Genomic DNA, 19424 nt, shown 5'->3' on the forward strand with positions numbered 1-19424 from the left:
CCGCTGCGGCGGGGCGTCAGCCGTTCCGGGCGGTGGCGGGGGGCCGGTCAGCTCCCCACGCCTCGGCCGAGTTCCCAGATCTGCAGTGCGGAGGAGGAGTTGAGGGCCCACTCCGCGCCCGTGATGTCGTCACGGGCAGCGATGTACTGCTTGCCCTGCCACAGAGGCAGCACCGGGACGTCGTCCGCGACGATGTCCTGGACCTCCTTGAGGCTCTCTCCTGCCGTGTAGCGGTTGCTCTTCTGCCGCGAGGCGGGGATCAGCTCGGACTCGATCCGCTGGTTGCGGTACGGCGAGCCGAGGAAGTTGTTCTTGCCGAAGAAGGGCGCGAGGTAGTTGTCCGCGTCGGGGAAATCGGGGAACCACCCCATGCCGTAGACGGCGTACTTCCCCTTGGACTCGTCCGACCGGAACTTCTGCCAGTCGTCCACCGCCTGGGTGCGCACCCGGAACAGGCCGGTCCCGTTGAGCTGCTTCTTGAGTTCCGCGAACTCCCTGGCAGTGGAGAGGCCGTAGTGGCGGGTGGTGTAGGTGAGGGTCAGCTTCACCGGTGTGTCGATGTGGGCGTCGCGCAGGGTCTTGCGGGCCGCGTCGGGGTCGGGTGAGCCGTACTTGCTGAAGAAGGAGTTGGCGTGCCCGTTCACCCCCTTGGGGACCAGGGAGTACAGCGGGTCGTCGGTGTTGTGGTAGACGTGGTCCACCAGGGCGCCCCGGTTGATGACCTGAGACATCGCCTGCCGGACGGCCTTCTTCGACACCGGCGCGGCGTCCGTGTCGAAGGCCAGGTAGCGGATCTCCTGGCCGGGCGCCTCCTGCACGGTGATACCGCTGTCCTCGCCGTCGGCCTGGAGCTTCTGGACCTGCTCCGGGGTGAGGACGCGGTTGGTGACGTCGATGTCGCCCTTGCGCAGCGCGCTCTCCATCTGGCTGGAGGTGTCGTAGAACTTCATCTGCACCGAGGAGTTCTTGGGCTTAAGCCCGCCCTTGTAGTCCGGGTTGCGGACGAAGGTGGCCCCGGTGAGCGTGCCGTTGCGAGTCGTGGTCTTCAGGGTGTACGGCCCGGAACCGACGACGTCGTAGCCGTTGAGGAACTTGTCGGCCGGGTAGACCTGGTGGTCGACGATGGCCGCCGCGGGTGTGGAGAGCTTCAGCGGGAACGTCGCGTCGGGCCGCTTGAGGTGGAAGACGATGTGCCGGGCGTCGGGGGTGTCCATCGCCTCCACGTTGTCCAGCAGCGACTTGGGACCGTTGGCGTAGTTGATCCTGGCCACGCGCTCGACGGAGTACTTCACGTCGCGCGAGGTGAGCGGGTCGCCGTTGGAGAAGGTCAGCCCGTCGCGGAGGGTGCAGCGGTACTGCTCGTTCGCGGTGTCGCTGAAGCCGCAGTACTGCGCGGCCTCCGGTTGCGGGGTGGAACCCGAGCGGGGCATGCGCAGCAGGGTCTGCAGGGTGCTGCGCAGCATGTTCCACTGGCTGACCTCGTAGGCCTGCGCCGGGTCGAGCGGGGCCGGCGCCGTCCCGGTGGCGCTGATCTGGTCGGTGGTTCCGACCACGATCGGGTCGTCGCTGTCGGCCGTGTCACTCCCTGCGCCGCAAGCGGAGAGGACGGGTACGAGCAGACCGGCCACAGCTGGCAGCACCAGGGGCTTGCAGTTCATCGTGGGGGATTCCTAAAGCAGCGTGCATGCAGTACTCACGACGAGGTTAACCGGAATTCCACAGTCCGCCAGAGGCAGGGCAGCACGGGGCGCGATCAGGGCGGGTGAGGCCGCCGGAAAACGCACGACCGTCCGCATAAGCGGCTTTCGCGGTAACCAACCCTCTTGCTCGCCCTTCCACCCAAAGGACCCTTATGACCCATCAACCGGGATAGTTCTACTTCGCCCGCTTTTCGTGTTCCCGGCGGGGGCGCCGGCGTGAAGATCCGGTGGGGCCGGATGGCCGGCGTGCGCAGTGGTGGCGGCGCACCTGCCGCCTTCCGTTCACGGCCCCCGGCCCCCGGCTGGAAGGCAGTGCGGGACAGGGGAGGCCGGGGCGGCCCGCCATCGGCCGGCGGGTCCGCCCACCGCCCCCCGGTGGCATCAGGCGTGATCTTCCAGCTCCGCGATCGTGCGGTGGAGCCAGGCCCGGTCGGCCTTGCTGGTGGCGCCCGCGAGCTGGAGCATGCCGCGCCGGAAGCGGTCACTCATCTCCCGGGCGCGCAGCGGACGGCCCTCGTCGTAGAAGTAGCTGCCGGGCTCGTCCATGAAGGCCAGGCGGCGGCGCAGCACTCCGGCCTGGTCCGCGGGGTCGGGCAGCTGCCCGAGGAAGGCGAGCAGCACGAAGAAGGAGTTGCGGTCGGTGATCTCGGTGTCGGCGGGCTCGCGGAGCCGGCGCATCAGCTCGGCGCGGCCGGACTCGGTGAGGGTGAGGACCTGGCGCGGCGTGGCCCGTTCGCCCGGCTCGGTGTGGCGCGTGAGGTGGCCGGCAGCCTCCAGTCGCTTGACGGCGGGATACAGGGCGCCGTCACTGACGGGCCGGACGTGCCCGCTGAGACCGGAGATGCGAGCGCGGAGGTCGTAGGCGTGCAGCGGTTCCTCGTTGAGGAACCCGAGGATGCAGAGGGTGAGCACCGGGCCTCCGTGATCGCTTTCGTGGTGGTGGCGACTGCCAGCGTAGCCACCGCCCATTCCTACCTCTAATCGAGTGCACTCTGTTAGAGTTAAACGCGTGATGACTTCCTGCACGCAGTACTTCCGCACTCCCGACGGCGTCCGGCTCGCCTACATCGACCTGGGTGGCGACGGCGTCCCGGTTCTCGCTCTGCACGGCGCGTACGGCCGGGGCCGTTCGCTGCTCGGACTCGCCGGCCACCTGGGCCCCGGCTACCGGCTGATCACGCTCGACCAGCGCGGCCACGGCCTCTCCGACCATCCCGCCGACTACGGCCGGGCGGCTTTCACGGGCGACGCCGCCGCGCTCGTCACCCACCTGGGGCTGGGCCCGGTCGCCGTGGTCGGCCATTCGCTGGGTGGCATCACCGGCTACCAACTGGCCGCCCACCGGCCCGAGCTGGTCTCGGCCGTGGTCGTGCTGGACTTCCCGGCGGAGTACCACGCTCCTGTCGTCGACGACGAGGTGCGCGGCTTGCCGGCACACTTCCCCAGCCTGGGGGCCGTGCGGGCGGCGCTGGGCTTCGCGGACGCGCCGCGGCATTTCCTGGAGAGCGTGGTGGAGGACGCGGAGGGCTGGCGCTTCCTGTGGCGCGAGGAAGAGGTCCATGCCGCCAAGGCCGCCGTCCGGGGTGACTGGTGGGAGGACTTCACCGCCGTCAGGCAGCCTCTGCTGGTGGTGCGCGGAAGCCGCAGCCCGGTGGTGTCGCCCGAACACGCCGCGGAGATGGTGCGCCGCCGGCCCGGCACGGAAGTGCTGACGGTGGACGGGCACCACGACTTCTACCTGACCCACACCGCCGAACTCGGTGCGGCAACAAAGGAGTTTTTGGACCGTTCGGTCGCAGCGAGGGTGTGAGGGCTGCGGGACCTTTCCCGCCCCCGCCGGCCCCGGGGGGACGCCCTGGACCGGTGGGTGAAAGCCGCCGGCCGCCCGGTCGGTGACGCCGGCTCTTCCCGCGGCGCGGCTGCGGGCCGTCAGTCGCCGCGCAGCAGCGAGTAGAGGAGCATGTCACGGCGGGTTCCCGCGACCACCTGGTAGGCGCGCAGCAGTCCCTCGCGCCGGTAGCCCACCTTCTCCGCGGTGTGCCACGAAGCGGTGTTCCAGGGCTCGATGTACAGCTCCAGGCGGTGGAGGTCACCGGTTTCCCGCAGGGCCCACCGGGAAACGGCGCGCAGTGCCGCTGCCGCCACCCCCTGGCCACGTGCGGAGGGCGCCACCCAGTAGCCGAGTGAGGCGCGCCCCTCCTCCGGGGCGTCTCGCCACAGCCCGACGAAGCCCACCGGGTGGTCGTCCGAGGCCCGTGCGACCACGAACGGGTAGCCTCGCCCGCTCGACGCCCTCCCCCACTGACGTTCGACGAAGGCCTGCCCCGCCGCGGGCGAGTACACCGCGGGCACCGTGGTGATCGTCGGTATGTAAGGGTCGGTGGACGCGTCCTCCACCAGGCCCGCGTCCGCTGTCCGCCAGGGCCGCAACCGCAGGGACGGCCCGGCCGGCAGTTCCGGCACGGTCAACGATGCGCTCATGGGCGTATGTTCCCCCGGGCAGCGCTCGCCCGCACGGCCGGGTCTGCGTTCCGAGGGGGCGAGCCTCTCAGGCCCCGCGAACGTCTCGCCGCATCACTGCGCGCAGCTCGGCGAGCCTGTCCTCCCAGCAGTCGCGTAGCGCCGTGTAGCGGGGCTCGGTGTGGAGAGCGCCGTCCTCGACCGTGTCCCGCAGGTCCCTCAGCGCACGGAACGCTGCCGTGGAGGCCCGGACCACCTCCTCCGGCGCCACGACGGCCAACTGGTAGCGCAGTTCGTAGGCGTTGCCGTCGCGGAACGCCTCGACCGCCTGCCGCGCGCGTTCCGCCCCGGGCGTCTGCGCGGAACGGGCTGCTATCCGCAGGTGGTTGCGGGTGCGCGCGAGGGCTGCGAGGTAGTCGCCGTAGAGCTCCCGCCGTACCGCCTGGTCGTTCTCGCGACGGCTGCGGCGCGCCCGCGACCAGTCCGCCGCCAGTGTGGCGACCACTCCGATCACTGCGCCCGCCCCCGTACTCGCCAGCGATCCCCAGTCCACGGCAGCAGTCTACGGAGGGCACCGCCCCTACGAGAGGGGGTGGGAGCGCGAGTTGAGCAGGCGTCGGTGGTGGCGCAGGCGCACCGCGTCCCCGGCCGCCGCGAGGACGAGCCAGACGACGGCGATCACGCTGAGCCAGCCGCGCAGGTCACCGGCGCCCCCGCCCTGCACGAGGACGAGGAAGACGGCGAGCATCACCGCCGCTGCCGCCAGGTACAGCCACAATTGCCACCGGAGCGCCGCAACTCGGCGTTCGGTGACCGGAGATGTCAGCCTGTGGGTAGCCATGTCCGCCGTGTACCCGGCGGGCCCTCTCCCAAGGGGGCCGGAGGCCTTCAGCCGTTCTCGCCGCCCGCGCACCCGGTGGGCCGGGGGCCGGCGCGGCCCGGCTTCCCGCCTCGACACGGGCGGTGGCCTGCCACCGGGCGCAGGGGTGAGCGGCCCCGGACGTGCGGTGGCCGCCGCCGGTTCGGGCGGCGGCCACGGGTGACGCGCGGCGGGCCGGCGGTCAGTTGAAGGGGTCGAGGGTCAGGGAGGCGCCCTGCGGGGAGTCGTCGTGCACCAGCGACTCGTGGTTGCCCACGTCGTCAAAGGCAAACGCGTACGCCTTGGCATCCGCCATCTCGGAGTGGATCGCGGCGGCGTAGCGGTTGGTCACGCCGTCCTGGTAGAAGGCGCCCGCGTCACCGTCCGGCTGGTTCGGGTTGGTCAGCAGGGTGGTGCGGTTGTAACCGGCGCACAGGGTCCGGGATATGGGGCCGCGCACCAGGTCGTTGGGGGCGTCCAGCAGCTTGTAGCAGCCGAAGATGCTGTCGGAGTCGGGCTTCTGGAAGCTGGTCACCACGGCGCCGGAGCTGTCGGTGAAGTTCATGACGTTGCCCGAGACCCGGCCGAAGTACTTGGTCGACGGCTGGTCGGCGAAGGGCGTGACCGTGAGCGTGGACGAACTGTACTTCTGCCACACCCGGTTGACGTAGTCGTCCATCGCGGAGGCCGGCAGCGCCCCCGCCTCGATGCCGTGGCCGGGGGCCAGGGCGCGGAGCACCGTGCCGTCGGAGCGGGTCTGGATGAGGCCGCCCCAGCCACCCGACTGGTTGCGCAGGGTGTTGAGCACACCCTGGTAACCGCCGGGCTTGAGGTGTCCGGTGGTCGCCGTGGTGCCGTCGGCCCGTTTGACACCCACGGCGTACGGGGCGGAGAACATGTCGACCTGGGTGCTGTTGATCCACAGGCCGGCGTCGTTGAGCGTGTACTCCGACCAGTTGAAGAGGATGTCGTGGTTGGGGTCGGACGGGTTCTGGACGGCGGGTTGGACCAGTCCCCCGGTGGTCAGCTTGAAGACGAGCTTCTGGCCGTAGGAGAAGTAGACCCGGCCGGAGAACTTCGGCAGCCGCAGCGTGGTGGACTGCCCCGGGGCGGGGCCGGTGATGGCCGCGTCGGGTGCCGGGGTGGGCGGGTTGCCGCCCGCCGGCCAGGCGTGGAACGCGCCTGAGGCGTCCGCATAACCCTGTTTGCCGCTGGCCAGGTCGGTGCCGATGTCGTAGATGTAGACCGGGCCCGACCGGCCGGAGTTGTTCGTGACCGTCAGCGGGATCGTGGCGGGCACCGCGGCATCCGCGGTGCCCTCCGCGGCACAGAGTCCTGCCAGCAGGGCGACGGCTGCCGGTGCGGCGGCCAGTGTGAGACGGAGTTTCGGCACGTACGTCTCCCGTGGGGGCGGAGGATGGAAAGGCGATCGCAGAGGGCTCTCAGCGTCGGGGCGTACGGACCTGCTGTCAATGGTCCAGACTAAAAGCGGTGCCCCCGCAGGCGACTTCCCGCAGAGAGCGGGCACCGCCCGAGGCTGCCCGCCGACGCGCCCGAGCACCGACGCGTCGAACTGCGCCCGCCGGACGTGGCGTTGGCGCTACGCATCGGGCAGAGGCCGCGCACCGGCTGTTCTCCGCACGCTGCCGGTGCCTCCCGATTCCTCCCTGCGGCGGCCGGCCTCGTCCTGCCCGCTCGCGGTGAGGCGGGCACATCGGCCGCCGGGAACCCGTGGGAGCCGTGTGGCTCCCCTCAGTGACGCCGGCCGACGTTGAGTCGGGCGGCCTGGCGCGTCAGGTGGTCGCGCTCGGCGAGGTTGGGTGCCTTACCTGCCGCCTCGGCGTACAGCCGCGCTGCCGTCGCCAGGTCGCCGTCGCGCTCGTGGAGGTAGGCCACCACCGCAGTGTGACGGGGCAGCGAGTCGTGCAGTGCCGCGAGCGCCGCCAGCCCGGCGCGCGGCCCGTCGGCCTCGCCCACGGCCACCGCACGGTTCAGCCGCACGACCGGGTTGTCGGTCAGGCGTACGAGTTCGTCGTACCACTCGACGATCTGGACCCAGTCGGTCTCCTCGGCGGTGGGCGCGTCGGCGTGAAGTGCTGCGACGGCGGCCTGGGCCTGGAACTCGCCGAGTCTGTCACAGGCGAGGGCCGCCTGCAGGATCTCGATGCCCTCGGCGATCGACGCGGTGTCCCACCGGCTGCGGTCCTGCTCGGCGAGCGGCACCAGGCTGCCGTCCGCCGCGGTCCGGGTGGCGCGCCGGGCGTGGTGAAGCAGCATGAGGGCGAGCAGCCCCCTCACCTCGGGGTGCTCGATGACGGCAGCGAGCTGCCGGGTGAGCCGGATGGCCTCGGCAGCGAGGTCGACGTCGCCGGAGTAGCCCTCGTTGAAGACCAGGTAGAGGACGCGCAGCACGGTGGCGACGTCGCCGGGCTGGTCGAGCCGCACCCGGGAGACGGCGCGCTTGGCCCGGCTGATGCGCTGCGCCATGGTCGCCTCGGGCACCAGGTAGGCCCCGGCGATCTGGCGGGTGGTGAGCCCGCCGACCGCGCGCAGCGTGAGGGCGGCCGCGGACGACGGCGTCAGTGACGGGTGGGCGCACAGGAAGTAGAGCTGGAGCGTGTCGTCCACCCCGGCAGCCGGGCCGGGTGCCGGCTCCTGGCCGACGAGGTCCTCGCGTCGGCGTCGGGCCGTGTCCGCCCTGGTCGCGTCCAGGAACCGGCGCCAGGCCACGGTGACCAGCCAGCCCTTCGGGTCCCGCACGGGGCCGTCGTGCGAGGAACCCCGGGCGGCGCCGGTACCCCAGACGCGGACCGCCTCGACCAGCGCGTCCTGCACGGCGTCCTCGGCCGCCGCGAAGTCGGCTCCGCGGCGGACGAGGACGGCGAGCACGCTCGGTGTGAGGCTCCGGAGCAGGGCCTCGTCCATCGGCGAGGTCACTCCGTGACGGTGGGCGGCGCGGCCAGGAACGGACGCAACTCGAGCCACTCGTGAATCGGCTTCCCGCCCGCCCCCGGGGCGGCCGACAATTCCCCGGCCAGTTCGACGGCACGCTCGTGGCTGTCGACGTCGATCACCATCCAGCCGGCGATGAGGTCCTTGGTCTCGGCGAACGGGCCGTCGGTGACCGGCGGGCGCCCCTCTCCGTCATAGCGCACGAAGGTACCTCCGGGGGCGAGCGCCTGGCTGTCGACGAACTCACCGGTCTCCTGGAGCCGGGCCGCGAAATCCTGCATGTACTGCATGTGCGCCGAGATCTCCTGGGGCGTCCACTGGTCCATGGGCACGTCGTTGACCGGAGCGGGAGCGCCGCGGTAGTGCTTGAGCAGCAGGTACTTGGCCATCGTGTCTCTCCTCGGTGCTGGTGCGACCCATTGTGGTCACCTTCACCCCGGGGACGGAGCCCGCCGGGGATTCTCGACATCGTCGCCGGGATTTTTTTCCATGGGTTCCGCGGACAGGCCCGGACGAGCCGTCGCGTGACGCCCGGGGCCCGCGGCGCGGCGCGCGGGTGGCGGGGGCGCAGCGTTCCGAGGTGCCCCGGGCGCCGTGCCCGCTCTCCCGGGAGGCCGCTCACCGGGCGCGCCATCCCGCCGAAGACGGTGGGCCGCGGGCGGGCGGGCTCTCACGGAAGGGTGATGTACGGCAGCTCACCGCCGCCCGCCCGCGAGGGCGTCGCCCACCCCGCTCCGGTCCGCACGGCGGAATTCTCCGGCAGCCGAGCAGAAGGATGGAAAGCCGGAAGGGCCCGGGACGACTCGGGACTCGACACCGGGGCGCGGTTGCCCGGGACCGGAGCGCCACATTCACCACATCGCTCCAACGGTCCCGCTGCGGCGTCCGCCGGCTCGGAAAGGGAGAGGACGCCATTCGGCTCATATGACTTGGTGGCGAATTGTGCAGGTGCGGTCACTGTTCTAAGTTGACTCTCGCCGGGCCGAAGGTTCCACACTTGCGGGCCGCGTGACGGCGACTCATGTAAGAGGCGTGTCGCACGCGTACCCTCCCACCGGTGCACGAGGAGCCCCCTTTCCGGCAATCACCCATCCCGGTCTGTGACCTTTCATGGAGGCAAACGCGTGTTCCCCATGTCCAAGACCAAGATCGCCGTGGCACTGGCCGCCGGCGCAATGACCACCACGGTGGCGGCCGGCCCCGCCCTCGCCGCGGAAGCGGGCAACGACCACGGCCACGGCCACGGCCACTTCTTCAAGGGTCGCGTCACCGCCAGGACGGGCCTGCTGGTCCGCACCGGTCCGAGCCAGCGCTTCCGGGTCGTCGGCTCGTACGACAAGGGCTCCCTCATCCGCATCGTCTGCAAGGTGCGGGGCCAGAACATCCTGGGCAACCCCTTCTGGTACAAGACCCCCAAGGGGAACTTCGTCTCCGCGAAGTACGTCAAGAACATCGGCCCCATCCCGAAGTACTGCGACCACCGGCACCTCACCGACTGAATTCGCGTCGCTGACGGAACGCTGAGCCCCTGATTTCGGCTTCCCCTTCGGTCAGGGTCTCCGCCTTCTCGTCGAACACGCCCTGCCGCCGGCCGTCCCGATGTCGTGACGTGCCGGCGGCAAGACGTGCGCAGAAACGCCGATGACCGCCTACGCCGGGTTTTTCCCGCGTTCCTGGAGAAGGTCCATGCCGCTCAAAGGAATTCCCCACACTCGACACGCCGGCGTTTTCCGCGGACGTGCCTTCTCGGCCGTGACGGTCCCCGCGGCGCTGCTTGCCCTGACAGCCCTTCCGCCCGGCGCCGCTCACGCCGGCGAACGGACCGCGACCGGCGACGGCGGGGCCGCTGCGGCCGTGCAGCCCGCGCACCCGGAAGACGACTACGCCGGCTCCCAGATCCGCAGGCACGAGGGCGGTCAGCGGGGCACGGTGGTACCCACCGCGGCCGGCGGCACCGAGGGCGTGGATGTCAGCTCGTTCCAGGGGGACGTCGACTGGAAGGCCCTGCGCCGCTCCGGGGTCAGGTTCGCCTACGTGAAGGCGACCGAGGCCACGTCCTACACCAGCCCGTCGTTCACCTCTCAGTACAACGGCTCCTACCGGGCGGGGGTCATCAGGGGCGCCTACCACTTCGCCACCCCTGACACTTCCGACGGCGCGACCCAGGCCCGGTACTTCCTGGCGCACGGTGGCGGCTGGAGCAAGGACGGGAAGACACTGCCCGGGGCTCTGGACATGGAGTACAACCCCTACGGCGAGACCTGCTACGGCCTGAGCGCCGACGAGATGGTCGAGTGGATCCGCGACTTCTCCGACACCTACCGGGAACGGACGGGCCGCGACGTCGTCATCTACACCTCCGCCAACTGGTGGCAGTCGTGCACGGACGACGACCCGGGGTTCGCCGACACCAACCCGCTGTGGATCCCCCGCTACGGCTCCTCGGTCGGAGCCCTGCCCGCAGGGTGGAAGCGCCACACCATCTGGCAGTACACCTCACAGGGGCCCACCGTCGGCGACCACAACCGCTTCAACGGTGGGCTGAAGGACGTCCGGGCCCTCGCCAACGGCTGAGGTCGGCACCTCCGGCCCCGTCCGCGGTCGGACACGGCGCAGACAGGGGTGAGGGCCGGGTGGGATCGTGTGATCCCACCCGGCCCTCACCGGTGACCCGGGCCCCGCCGCCCCCGACCGGGGAACGGCTGTCCCCGGAGCCCGAGCGGACTGTGGCGTCCCGCCCGATCAGTAGGCGGAGTCGACGTGGTCCATCGAGCCGTACCGGTCAGCGGCGTAGTTGCACGCAGCCACGATGTTGGCCACCGGGTCGGTCAGCGAGTCCTTGGTGCCCTTGACGTGGTAGGTGTCGAAGGTCGGCTGGATCACCTGGAGCAGACCCTTGGACGGCACGCCCTTCTGAGCGTTGATGTCCCAGTTGTTCTGCGCGGTCGGGTTCCCGCCGGACTCACGGATGATGTTCTTGTGGATGCCCTGGTAGGAGCCGGGGATGTGCTCGTAGTGCATCACGTCCAGCGCCGTGCGGATCCAGCCGTCCAGGTCGTCGCCGTGCTTCTTCTTGCCCTGCTCGACCAGCTTGGCGACCTTCGCCGCCTCCTTGGCCTGCGCGTCCTTCGCGTCCGCCTTCTTGCCGTGGGCGACGGAGACAGCCGCGGGCTTGGCCTCGTGCACCGGAGCAGCATGCGCCGGAGTCGGCGCCAGAGTCGCGGCGGCAGCGGCGGCACCGGCAGTGGCGATACCGGCGACGGTGTACTTGCGGAAACGGGTGGCGGTGGTGGTGGCAGTCATGGCGTACCTCTCTACGGGGGACATCGTGGGGAGGCCGACAGGCTGTCGGCGGCAGCACCCGCAGATGCTGCTCGACGCGGCTGGCGCGTCATGGGGCCGGTGTCAGGCTCGGGCGGAAGGTTCCGCCCGTGTCCGGCGCTCGGCTCCCCGGTACGTCCACCACCCTGGGAACCGGCTCCCCACCGGCGCCAACCTGTGACCTACGAAAGCGCGTAGGAGGCATGCGCTGCCCCTCGCTGCCGACCGATGCTGACCAGCAAGGACGCCGCCGGCCGGCTACGACCTGGCGTCCGGTGTGAGGTGGCCCCTGTGCCCGGAGCCACAGGGAGAGGGCGCGACTTCCGAGGTGGACGGCGTTCTTGTGACGGAGGGTGCTGTGCTGTGCGGGGCCTGCCACAGTCAGCAGGGTCCAGGAGTGCGCGCCGGCACCGCGCGGCCGCATCCCGCAAGCCCGCCCCCCTTGCACCGAGGGACGTTCGGGTGAGCGACATGCCCCCCAGGCCGCCCCCGGGGCACACCGGTCACTCGCCCACCTAGAATCCGCACGGAACGGGCTTTTCGGTCAGACGGTGGTGCGGTCGAGTCGGCGCCGGGGGCCCAGGTCTCCGTGGGTCGAGGCCGGCGCCCCAGGGCTGGGGGCGCCGTCCGGCGGAACTCCGCGGCGCCTTTCCACCAGACCGGCCCCGGACGACACGGGGAGACCTTCGTCCGGCTCACCCTTCTCACGCTGGGAGTACGCGGTGGCGAGCACCAGACACCCTCTGCAAGGCCGTACGGCTGTCGTCACCGGGGCCGCCCGGGGGGTGGGGGCGGCGTTGGCGCGGGAGTTGTCACAGCGCGGGGTGCGGCTCGCCCTGCTGGGACGGGAGCGCGACGGGCTGGAGCAGGTCGCCGGTTCGGTGCCCACCCGGGCGCTGTGCTGGGAGGTCGACGTCAGTGACGACGACGCCATGGCCGCGGTCGCGGCCGAGGTCGGCGACCGCATGGGCCCGCCCTCCGTGGTCGTGGCGAACGCCGGGGTCGCCGAGGGCGGACCGTTCCTGGAGACGGACCCGGACACCTGGCGCCGCGTGGTGGAGGTCAACCTCGTGGGCAGCGCCGTCACCGCCCGGGCCTTCCTTCCCCACCTCCTGGACACCAGGGGCCATTTCCTCCAGGTGGCCTCGCTGGCCTCGTTCGGCGCAGCCCCCATGATGAGCGCGTACTGCGCGTCGAAGGCAGGCGTGGAGGCCTTCGCCCAGGCGCTGCGAGCCGAGTACGCGCACCGCCACCTCACCGTGGGGATCGCGTACCTGAACTGGACCGACACGGACATGATCCGAGACGCCGACCAGCACGCGGTGCTGCGGGAGCTGCGGGGCCACATGCCGCCCCCGGCACGCAGGGTCTACTCGGTCGAGACCGTCGCCAGGCGCATGGCGAAGGCCCTGGAACGCCGCTCCACCACGGTGTACGTCCCCTCGTGGCTCCGCGTCGTGCAGGCGACGCGGGCGGCGTTGCCCGCGGTCGTCGTCCGGGTCTCCCGCCACGAGCTGGCCCGCCTGGAGGCCGGAGGCGACTTCGCGGCGACCGGGCTGCTGGGAGCGGGCGGCCGGGCCGACCGAGCCGCGGACTCCGGGCGCTGAAGCGGGCGCCACCGCCAGCACCTCTCCCCCGGCAGGCAAGTCCCCAGCTCCAGGGAAGTACGATAAAACCCGTACTGAGCGGGCCGTGGTGGCGAGCTGCGGCGGCGGCCCGCCGCACCCTCGACACACCTGAGGATCCAGCCTGCCATGACCGCCCTGTTCGAGCCCTACCGACTGCGTTCGCTGACCATTCCCAACCGTGTCTGGATGGCTCCCATGTGCCAGTACAGCGCGGACGTCACGGGTGACCTCGTGGGAGCACCCAACGACTGGCACTTCACCCACTACGCGGCCCGCGCCACCGGCGGCGCGGGGCTGGTGCTCGTCGAGGCCACCGCCGTGAGCCCCGAGGGGCGCATCAGCCCCGCGGACCTCGGGATATGGAACGACACCCAGGTGGCGGCGTTCCGGCGCATCACCGACTTCCTCAAGAGCCAGCAGACCGTGCCGGGAATCCAGCTCGGTCATGCCGGACGGAAGGCGTCCACCGACCGGCCGTGGCGGGGCGGTGCGCCCCTCGCCGCCGCGGAGGGGGGCTGGCAGCCGGTGGCACCGAGCCCTCTCCCCTTCGACGAGGGCCACCCGGTTCCCGACGCACTCACCGTCGAGGACCTGCGGACCATCGCCCGGCAGTTCGCGGACGCCGCCCGCCGGGCGCTGGACGCCGGATTCCAGGTGGCCGAGATCCACGGCGCCCACGGTTACCTCATAGCCCAGTTCCTCTCGCCCCACAGCAACCACCGCGAGGACGAGTACGGCGGCTCCTTCGAGAACCGGGCGCGCTTCGCGCTGGAGGTCGTCGACGCGGTCCGCGAGGTGTGGCCGCAGGATCTCCCGCTCCTGTTCCGCATCTCCGCCACCGAATGGCTGGAGGCCGGCGGCTGGGAGGCGGCGGACACCGTCCGGCTGGCGGCGCTGCTCAAGGAGCACGGGGTGGACCTGCTGGACGTCTCCACGGGCGGTAACGCCCCGAAGGTGCGGATCCCGGTGGGGCCCGGTTACCAGGTGCCGTTCGCCGCGCAGGTGCGCGCGGAGACGGGCCTGCCGGTGGCCGCCGTGGGCCTGATCACGGAGCCGGCGCAGGCCGAGAAGATCGTGGCGGGCGGGGAGGCCGACGCCGTCCTGCTCGGCCGCGAGCTGCTGCGGGACCCGTCCTGGCCGCGCCGCGCGGCACGTGAGCTGGGTGGCGAGGTCCACGTCCCGGACCAGTACCACCGCTCGGTCTGAGCACTGACCGGCCGGGGCCGGCACGCCGGGCCCCGGCCGGAGCGTGCGCCGACCCCGCTCGCTGCGAGAGGCCGGTACCGCAGGGCGCCTCGGCTCGTCCTGGCCGTTCGGCCCTTCGGCGCAGTCACCTCCCCCGGGCCGCGTGGCTCCGGCCCCGGCAGCGGTCGCCGTGCTTCCCTGAGGCGGTGCGACGCACACCGGGGTTGCTCGGGCACCGCCGTCCCTCCCCGGCCGCGGGGGTCACGCGGACGGGCCTGACGGGAGGACGAGATGGCGGTTGTCGACGAGTCCTCGCGGGCGGAGCGGGACGGCGTCGCCGCACGGGTCAGACACGGAGCGGCGCTGGCCCGGTGGGTGACCACGACCGACCACAAGGTCATCGGCAACCTGTACCTGACCACGGCCTTCGCCTTCTTCCTCTTCGCCGGGCTGCTGGCCATGGCGATGCGCGCCGAGCTCATGCGACCCGGCCTGCAACTGGTCAGCAACCAGCAGTACAACGAGCTGTTCACCATCCACGGCACCGTGATGATGCTGCTGTTCGCCACCCCGACGTTCACGGGCTTCGCCAACGCCGTGATGCCGCTGCAGATCGGCGCACCCGACGTCGCCTTCCCCCGGCTGAACGCCTTCACCTACTGGGTCTACCTCTTCGGCGGCCTCATGGTGGTCTCCGGCTTCCTCACCCCGCAGGGGCCCGCGTCCTTCGGCTGGTTCGCCTACGCACCGCTGAACAGGACGGAGCACACGCCGGGCATCGGCGGTGACCTGTGGGCCATGGGGCTGGTGGTGGCGGGGCTGAGCACGATCCTGGGTTCGGTCAACTTCATCACGACCATCACCTGCCTGCGGGCGCCGGGGATGACGCTGTTCCGTATGCCGATCTTCACCTGGAACGTGCTGTTCACCTCCATCCTGTCCCTGCTGGCCTTCCCGGTGCTCACCGCTGCCCTGCTGGCGCTGGAGGCCGACCGCAAGTACGGGGCGCACGTCTACGACCCGGCCAACGGCGGGGCCCTGCTGTGGCAGCACCTGTTCTGGTTCTTCGGCCACCCCGAGGTCTACATCGTCGCGCTGCCGTTCTTCGGCATCGTCACCGAGATCCTGCCCGTCTTCAGCCGCAAACCGGTCTTCGGCTACCGCGGGCTCATCGGGGCGACCATCGCCATCACCGGCCTGTCCGCCACGGTGTGGGCCCACCACATGTTCGCCACCGGCGCGGTGCTGCTGCCCTTCTTCTCCGTCATGTCCTTCCTCATCGCGGTGCCGACCGGCGTGAAGTTCTTCAACTGGATCGGCACCACCTGGCACGGCTCCCTCTCCTTCGAGACGCCGATGCTGTGGGCCTTCGGCTTCCTGGTCACCTTCCTGCTGGGCGGGCTGACGGGTGTGCTGCTGGCCTCACCGCCACTGGACTTCCACCTCACCGACTCCTACTTCGTCGTCGCCCATCTGCACTACGTGCTCTTCGGCACCGTGGTGTTCTCCACCTTCGCCGGCTTCTACTTCTGGTGGCCCAAGTTCACCGGCAAAATGCTCAACGAACGCCTGGGGAAGATCCACTTCTGGACCCTCTTCGTCGGCTTCCAGACCACCTTCCTGGTGCAGCACTGGCTCGGCGAGGGCGGCATGCCCCGGCGTTACGCCGACTACCTCGCCGCCGACGGCTTCACGGCTCTGAACACCGTCTCCTCCATCGGCGCGTTCCTGCTCGGCCTCTCGACGCTGCCCTTCCTCTACAACGTCTGGCACACCGCGGTGCACGGGGAGAAGGTCGGGGTGGACGACCCCTGGGGCTACGGGCGTTCGCTGGAATGGGCCACGAGCTGCCCGCCGCCTCGGCACAACTTCCACGCCCTGCCGCGGATCCGCACCGAGTCCCCGGCCTTCGACCTCCACCACCCGCACGTGGAGGCCGGCACCGCCCACCCGGTCCCGGAGCACGGTCACCACTCCACGCCGCGGACGGGGAGGTACGAGCTGTGAGGGGCGAAGCGCTGCTCTTCACGGGGGTGGCCGTCTTCTTCGGGATCGTCGCCACGGCGTACGGGCTGCTGTCCCAGGAGCCGGCGGGCACCGCGGCGCTGATCGTCTCGGCGATCATGTCCGCGCTGGTCGCGTTCTTCCTGTGGGCGCAGTACTGGCGGCGGGGCCCCCGGTTGCAGGACGACACGTCCGCGACGGTGGTCGAGGGCGCGGGGCCGCTGGACTTCTTCCCGCCCCGCAGTGCCCACCCGGTCCTGGCGGCGCTGGGCACCGCCCTGCTCGGTACCGGCGTCGTGATCGGCGGCTGGCTGTTCCTGATCGGGGTGGGCGTGACGGCCGCCGGAGTCGCGGGCTTCGTCTTCCAGTACCGCGACCGGGGCTCGTGAGCGCCACCCGGTCCCCCCACCTGTGACGCGAGACGAGGAGTCGAGGATGTCCCCCTCCCGCCGGGTGCACCGGCTCGGGCGCGAGGCCCGTCAGGCGACCGAGACGGCGACCACGGTGCTCGACCGCCGGATGCCGCTGATCCAGGCGGGGCGGCTGCTGCGCAAGGCCTTCCCCGACCACTGGTCCTTCCTGCTGGGCGAGTTGGCGCTCTACAGCTTCGTGGTGCTGTTGCTGACCGGGGTGTACCTGACCCTGTTCTTCAAGGCCGGCATGACGGAGTCCGTCTACCAGGGGGCGTACGCGCCACTGCGTGGTGTGCGGGTCACGGACGCCTTCAGCTCGACGCTGGAGATCAGCTTCGAGGTGCGCGGCGGGCTGCTGGCACGTCAGATCCACCACTGGGCGGCGCTGCTGTTCCTCTCGGCGATCGGCCTGCACCTGCTGCGCATCTTCTTCACCGGCGCCTTCCGCCGGCCGCGGGAGGTGAACTGGACGATCGGGGTGACACTGTTCGTCCTGTCGCTGCTGGAGGGCTTCGCCGGCTACTCCCTCCCCGACGACCTGCTCTCCGGCACGGGGCTGCGGACCGCGCAGGGTTTCGTGCTCTCCGTCCCCGTCCTCGGCACCTACCTCAGCTTCTTCCTCTTCGGCGGGCAGTTCCCCGGTGACGACATCGTCGCCCGTCTGTACCCGGTGCACATCCTGCTGCTCCCGGGGGCGTTGATCGCGCTGCTCACCGTCCATCTCTTCCTGGTCTTTTACCTGAAGCACACCCAGTACCCGGGGCCGGGTGCCACCGGTCGCAACGTCGTCGGCAAGGCGCTGTTCCCGCAGTACACGGCGAAGAGCGTCGGGCTGTTCCTGCTCGTCTTCGGGGTCCTCGCCGTGCTGGGCGCGGTGGGCCAGATCAACCCGGTGTGGAACTACGGGCCCTACCGGCCCGACCAGGTCTCCACCGGGGCCCAACCGGACTGGTACGTGGGCTTTCTGGAGGGTGCGATCCGGCTGATGCCGGGAGCGGAGACCCGGCTGTGGGGGCACACGGTGAACTGGAACCCGCTGCTGCCGAGCATCGTCCTGCCGACGCTGTTCTTCCTCGCGCTCTACGCCTACCCGCTCTTCGAGCGGTGGGTGAGCGGGGAGACCGGCGAGCACCACCTCGCCGACCGGCCCCGCAACCAGCCCACCCGGACGGCCCTGGGGGTGGCGGCGCTGACCTGGTACGCGGTGCTGCTGGTCGCGGGGGCGCAGGACGTGGTGGCCAAGACGTTCTCACTGTCGGTCGAGGGGGTCGCCTACACGCTGCGCACCCTGTTCTTCCTCGCCCCGCTGCTGGCCTTCCTGGTCACCAAGCGCTGCGCTCTGGCCCTGCAGGACAGCGACCGGGAACGGTGGGAGGAGGGGGTGGAGACCGGCTGGGTGCGGCAGTCGGTGGCGGGTGGTTACGCACAGGGGCGGACCGTCGTCCCGGCGCGCGAGGTGCCCCTGCTGCTCGCCCGCCGGCTGCCCGAGCCGCCCTCGCGGGAGGCGATCGCTGCGGCCGTCACCCGCCGGGAGCGGCTGCGGGGGCGGCTGGCCCGCTGGTACTTCGTGGACCGCGTCGACCTGCCCGTCACCCCGGCGCAGCGGCGTGCCGTGGAACAGGTGACCGCCGACCCCACCGTCCCGGCCGGCACGGAACGCTGAGCTCCGCGGCCGGCGCCTTCTCGCGTCGACCGTCCCTGCCTACGGGCGGCGCCGCCGCGGCTGCGTGCGGATACGTGCACCGTCCCCGACCTGCGGCGTATGACGTGGACGTTGCGGGGCACCCGGTGAGTCCGGGCCGAGGGAAGGGGCGGGCGCGTACGACCGGGCCGGCTTCCCGAGCCGGCCCGCCGCGGCGTTCCGGCCCCGGAGCGCGCCACGGACGAGAGGAGGAACGATGCCCCACCCACACGACCCCGCCGAGGACCCGGAGGCGGAAGGCATCCCCGACCTGCAGGAGGGCACGCCGGAGCAGCAGCGGGCGTCCGATCCTCAGCGGATGCCGGTACCGGGCGACGAACCGACGGTTGCGCAGTACCGGGGCAACACGGCCAACGAGGCCCGCGAGGGGGATTCACTGGAGCAGCGCCTGGCGCAGGAGCGCCCCGAGCGGCCCACCGAGGAGCTGCCGGAGCCCGGGGAGGGCGACACCGTTCCCGGGGACGACACGGACATCTCCGCCGAGGACGCCGAGAGGCACGGGCCGGGCCAGGAGCGTGCGGGCCTGCTCAGCGACCCGCCGGACCCGGACCGGCCCCGCAACCAGGACGTGTACTCCGAGGAGTCCCCGGCTTCCGGCGTGTCCGCGGAGGAGGACGCGGTGCGGGTCACGGACGAGGACAGCGCCCTGGCGGCCGACCGGGCGCACGCACGGTCGGCACCCGGCTGGGAGAACGAGTCCGCGCTCGCGGACCGGACCACGCCGGACGAGGACGGCCTGGCCACCGGCGCGGTGCGGGAGGATCTCGGCGGGGGCGGCACGGCCGGCTCCGAGGAGGTGCGGGGCGCACAGGGCTCCGCCGGTACTGCGGACGCTGCCGAACGCGCCGAGCGCGCCCTGCGGGAGACCGCCACCGGCGAGGAGGCCACGCCCACCGCGACCACCGGCAACGACGTGCAGGAGCAGGAGATCGCCGAAGGCCCGGTGGAGGGCGTGCAGCCCGGGGAGCGGCTGGCGCGCGGCCCGTGGCAGCCGCCGGTCGAGGTCGACGCGCCGGACGACCCGGCGGTGCCCGGGGCCTCGGGCGACCCGGACGCGGTGCGGCGGCAGAAGAAGGCGGGCGGACCGTGAGGCAGCCGGCCCCTGAGGCCGGGTGACGCCTGCGCGGCGGCCGGGGCCCCGCACACCGGGATCAGGTGTGCGGGGCCCCGGCTGCGCGCTGCCGCCTGGTCACAGCCCTG

18 protein-coding genes are annotated in these 19424 nt (G+C 71.6%); 9 read left to right on the forward strand and 9 right to left on the reverse strand.

Going from position 1 to position 19424, the window contains the following annotated elements; genetic code table 11:
• Window positions 1–47: 47 nt before the first annotated feature.
• Together ACFV3R_RS29710 and ACFV3R_RS29715 are read right to left on the reverse strand one after the other, a co-directional pair.
• Entirely contained in the window at window positions 48–1658 is a 1611-nt protein-coding gene (locus tag ACFV3R_RS29710) for an ABC transporter substrate-binding protein (RefSeq protein WP_385589577.1), read from the reverse strand.
• A 423-nt stretch (window positions 1659–2081) separates the two neighbouring features.
• Window positions 2082–2612 (reverse strand): PadR family transcriptional regulator, encoded by a 531-nt coding sequence (locus ACFV3R_RS29715; RefSeq protein WP_385589579.1) that lies wholly within the window; start codon window positions 2610–2612, stop codon window positions 2082–2084.
• A gap of 100 nt (window positions 2613–2712) precedes the next feature.
• On the opposite strand from ACFV3R_RS29715, the gene ACFV3R_RS29720 reads away from it, so the two are divergent.
• On the forward strand, window positions 2713–3510 hold the full coding sequence (locus ACFV3R_RS29720) for an alpha/beta fold hydrolase (RefSeq protein ID WP_385589581.1): 798 nt from the start codon (window positions 2713–2715) through the stop codon (window positions 3508–3510).
• Window positions 3511–3629: 119 nt separating this feature from the next.
• Here ACFV3R_RS29720 and ACFV3R_RS29725 read toward each other — a convergent pair whose 3' ends face one another.
• From ACFV3R_RS29725 to ACFV3R_RS29750, 6 genes are all read right to left on the reverse strand, one after another.
• Window positions 3630–4181, reverse strand: coding sequence for a GNAT family N-acetyltransferase (locus ACFV3R_RS29725; protein WP_385589583.1), 552 nt, complete (start codon window positions 4179–4181; stop codon window positions 3630–3632).
• A gap of 67 nt (window positions 4182–4248) precedes the next feature.
• Complete coding sequence (locus tag ACFV3R_RS29730) at window positions 4249–4713, reverse strand: hypothetical protein (protein ID WP_385589585.1); 465 nt, start codon at window positions 4711–4713, stop codon at window positions 4249–4251.
• Between the two features lie 27 nt (window positions 4714–4740).
• Window positions 4741–5001: a hypothetical protein gene (locus ACFV3R_RS29735; protein WP_385589587.1), complete on the reverse strand. Its 261-nt coding sequence runs from the start codon at window positions 4999–5001 to the stop codon at window positions 4741–4743.
• Window positions 5002–5221: 220 nt separating this feature from the next.
• A complete protein-coding gene (locus ACFV3R_RS29740; RefSeq protein WP_385589589.1) occupies window positions 5222–6412 on the reverse strand; it encodes a glycoside hydrolase family 64 protein in 1191 nt (396 codons plus the stop codon).
• Between the two features lie 359 nt (window positions 6413–6771).
• Entirely contained in the window at window positions 6772–7944 is a 1173-nt protein-coding gene (locus ACFV3R_RS29745) for an RNA polymerase sigma factor (protein ID WP_385589671.1), read from the reverse strand.
• An 8-nt stretch (window positions 7945–7952) separates the two neighbouring features.
• Complete coding sequence (locus ACFV3R_RS29750; protein WP_385589591.1) at window positions 7953–8360, reverse strand: YciI family protein; 408 nt, start codon at window positions 8358–8360, stop codon at window positions 7953–7955.
• A 735-nt stretch (window positions 8361–9095) separates the two neighbouring features.
• Between ACFV3R_RS29750 and ACFV3R_RS29755 the strand changes: the two genes are divergently transcribed.
• Both ACFV3R_RS29755 and ACFV3R_RS29760 read left to right on the forward strand, forming a co-directional pair.
• Window positions 9096–9470 carry an SH3 domain-containing protein gene (locus ACFV3R_RS29755; RefSeq protein ID WP_385589593.1) on the forward strand — a complete coding sequence of 125 codons (375 nt, stop codon included), beginning with the start codon at window positions 9096–9098 and terminating at the stop codon, window positions 9468–9470.
• A 187-nt stretch (window positions 9471–9657) separates the two neighbouring features.
• The gene (locus tag ACFV3R_RS29760) at window positions 9658–10545 is read left to right on the forward strand and encodes a lysozyme (RefSeq protein ID WP_385589595.1); all 888 of its coding nucleotides are present in this window, start codon (window positions 9658–9660) and stop codon (window positions 10543–10545) included.
• 168 nt (window positions 10546–10713) lie between these two features.
• Here the strand turns inward: ACFV3R_RS29760 and ACFV3R_RS29765 are convergent, their stop codons facing one another.
• On the reverse strand, window positions 10714–11274 hold the full coding sequence (locus ACFV3R_RS29765) for a transglycosylase SLT domain-containing protein (RefSeq protein WP_385589597.1): 561 nt from the start codon (window positions 11272–11274) through the stop codon (window positions 10714–10716).
• A gap of 740 nt (window positions 11275–12014) precedes the next feature.
• On the opposite strand from ACFV3R_RS29765, the gene ACFV3R_RS29770 reads away from it, so the two are divergent.
• The 6 genes from ACFV3R_RS29770 (at window position 12015) to ACFV3R_RS29795 (ending at window position 19314) form a co-directional block, all read left to right on the forward strand.
• Window positions 12015–12899, forward strand: a complete 885-nt coding sequence (locus ACFV3R_RS29770) for an SDR family oxidoreductase (protein ID WP_385589599.1) — start codon at window positions 12015–12017, stop codon at window positions 12897–12899.
• A gap of 147 nt (window positions 12900–13046) precedes the next feature.
• A complete protein-coding gene (locus tag ACFV3R_RS29775; RefSeq protein ID WP_385589601.1) occupies window positions 13047–14126 on the forward strand; it encodes an NADH:flavin oxidoreductase/NADH oxidase in 1080 nt (359 codons plus the stop codon).
• A gap of 270 nt (window positions 14127–14396) precedes the next feature.
• Entirely contained in the window at window positions 14397–16112 is a 1716-nt protein-coding gene (gene ctaD, locus ACFV3R_RS29780) for a cytochrome c oxidase subunit I (protein ID WP_385589603.1), read from the forward strand.
• Window positions 16109–16498 carry a cytochrome c oxidase subunit 4 gene (locus tag ACFV3R_RS29785; protein WP_385589605.1) on the forward strand — a complete coding sequence of 130 codons (390 nt, stop codon included), beginning with the start codon at window positions 16109–16111 and terminating at the stop codon, window positions 16496–16498. The genes ctaD and ACFV3R_RS29785 overlap by 4 nt, the downstream gene beginning before the upstream one ends.
• Before the next feature lie 46 nt (window positions 16499–16544).
• A complete protein-coding gene (locus tag ACFV3R_RS29790; RefSeq protein ID WP_385589607.1) occupies window positions 16545–18185 on the forward strand; it encodes a cytochrome bc complex cytochrome b subunit in 1641 nt (546 codons plus the stop codon).
• A gap of 235 nt (window positions 18186–18420) precedes the next feature.
• Window positions 18421–19314 carry a DUF5709 domain-containing protein gene (locus ACFV3R_RS29795; RefSeq protein WP_385589609.1) on the forward strand — a complete coding sequence of 298 codons (894 nt, stop codon included), beginning with the start codon at window positions 18421–18423 and terminating at the stop codon, window positions 19312–19314.
• Window positions 19315–19424: the final 110 nt, after the last annotated feature.

The organism is Streptomyces sp. NPDC059740 (genome assembly GCF_042733155.1).
GTDB lineage: Bacteria > Actinomycetota > Actinomycetes > Streptomycetales > Streptomycetaceae > Streptomyces.

Coding starts and splice junctions, on each gene's coding strand:
- ACFV3R_RS29710 (WP_385589577.1), bottom strand. CDS start 1,658: ATGAACTGCAAGCCCCTGGTGCTGCCAGCTGTGGCCGGTCTGCTCGTA.
- ACFV3R_RS29745 (WP_385589671.1), bottom strand. CDS start 7,944: ATGGACGAGGCCCTGCTCCGGAGCCTCACACCGAGCGTGCTCGCCGTC.
- ACFV3R_RS29775 (WP_385589601.1), top strand. CDS start 13,047: ATGACCGCCCTGTTCGAGCCCTACCGACTGCGTTCGCTGACCATTCCC.
- ACFV3R_RS29725 (WP_385589583.1), bottom strand. CDS start 4,181: ATGAGCGCATCGTTGACCGTGCCGGAACTGCCGGCCGGGCCGTCCCTG.
- ACFV3R_RS29720 (WP_385589581.1), top strand. CDS start 2,713: ATGACTTCCTGCACGCAGTACTTCCGCACTCCCGACGGCGTCCGGCTC.
- ctaD (WP_385589603.1), top strand. CDS start 14,397: ATGGCGGTTGTCGACGAGTCCTCGCGGGCGGAGCGGGACGGCGTCGCC.
- ACFV3R_RS29735 (WP_385589587.1), bottom strand. CDS start 5,001: ATGGCTACCCACAGGCTGACATCTCCGGTCACCGAACGCCGAGTTGCG.
- ACFV3R_RS29790 (WP_385589607.1), top strand. CDS start 16,545: ATGTCCCCCTCCCGCCGGGTGCACCGGCTCGGGCGCGAGGCCCGTCAG.
- ACFV3R_RS29750 (WP_385589591.1), bottom strand. CDS start 8,360: ATGGCCAAGTACCTGCTGCTCAAGCACTACCGCGGCGCTCCCGCTCCG.
- ACFV3R_RS29765 (WP_385589597.1), bottom strand. CDS start 11,274: ATGACTGCCACCACCACCGCCACCCGTTTCCGCAAGTACACCGTCGCC.
- ACFV3R_RS29795 (WP_385589609.1), top strand. CDS start 18,421: ATGCCCCACCCACACGACCCCGCCGAGGACCCGGAGGCGGAAGGCATC.
- ACFV3R_RS29760 (WP_385589595.1), top strand. CDS start 9,658: ATGCCGCTCAAAGGAATTCCCCACACTCGACACGCCGGCGTTTTCCGC.